Source organism: Ruegeria sp. SATB045 (assembly GCF_059613525.1).
In genome coordinates this window covers 1-1,195 of the sequence record NZ_JBXWSR010000013.1, presented here as the reverse complement: position 1 = coordinate 1,195, position 1,195 = coordinate 1, and the positions used below count along the sequence as shown (strand labels likewise).

Sequence of the window (1,195 nt, the reverse complement as noted above, 5' to 3'; positions counted from 1 at the left end):
GGTAAAACCACGCTGACCGCAGCGATCACCAAGTATTTCGGTGACTTCAAAGCGTATGACCAGATTGACGGTGCGCCGGAAGAGAAAGCGCGCGGCATCACCATCTCGACCGCCCACGTGGAATACGAGACCGAGAACCGCCACTACGCGCACGTTGACTGCCCCGGCCACGCCGACTACGTCAAGAACATGATCACCGGTGCTGCCCAGATGGACGGCGCGATCCTGGTTGTGAACGCCGCTGACGGCCCGATGCCGCAAACGCGTGAGCACATCCTGCTGGGCCGCCAGGTTGGCATCCCGAAGATGGTCGTGTTCATGAACAAAGTTGACCAGGTTGACGACGAAGAGCTGCTGGAACTGGTGGAAATGGAAATCCGCGAGCTGCTGTCTTCGTACGAATACCCCGGCGACGATATTCCGATCGTTGCAGGTTCGGCTCTGGCCGCGATGGAAGGCAACAACCCGGAAATCGGCGAAGAGAAGATCAAGGAACTGATGGCGGCTGTTGATGAGTACATCGACACCCCTGAGCGCGCTGTTGACCAGCCGTTCCTGATGCCGATCGAAGACGTGTTCTCGATCTCGGGCCGTGGTACCGTTGTGACCGGTCGTGTTGAGCGTGGCGTGATCAACGTTGGCGACGAGATTGAAATCGTCGGCATCCGCGACACTTCGAAAACCACCTGCACCGGCGTTGAAATGTTCCGCAAGCTGCTGGACCGCGGTGAAGCGGGCGACAACATCGGCGCGCTGCTGCGTGGTGTTGACCGTGACGGCGTTGAGCGTGGCCAGGTTCTGTGTAAGCCGGGTTCGGTTACACCGCACACCAAGTTCGAAGCCGAAGCCTACATCCTGACCAAGGAAGAAGGCGGTCGTCACACGCCGTTCTTCGCGAACTACCGTCCTCAGTTCTACTTCCGTACAACTGACGTGACCGGCACCGTGACCCTGGCGGAAGGCACCGAGATGGTCATGCCTGGCGACAACGTGTCGTTCGGCGTTGAGCTGATCGCGCCGATCGCGATGGAGCAGGGCCTGCGCTTCGCGATCCGCGAAGGCGGCCGCACCGTCGGCGCCGGTGTTGTGTCGAAAATCACTGAGTAATCACGGTAGGCCAGGCTTCAGCCCGGCACATCGTTGAACGAATGAAGGCCGTCCCAAAAGGGGCGGCCTTTTTCGTTTTTGGCGAGGC

Annotated in this window: 1 protein-coding gene; it reads left to right on the top strand. The window is 59.8% G+C overall.

Features of this window, described 5'->3' with window-relative positions; genetic code table 11:
* On the top strand, positions 1–1,107 hold a 1,107-nt coding region (gene tuf, locus AC2FNR_RS04200), incomplete at its 5' end, for an elongation factor Tu (protein ID WP_496848177.1).
* Positions 1,108–1,195: the final 88 nt, after the last annotated feature.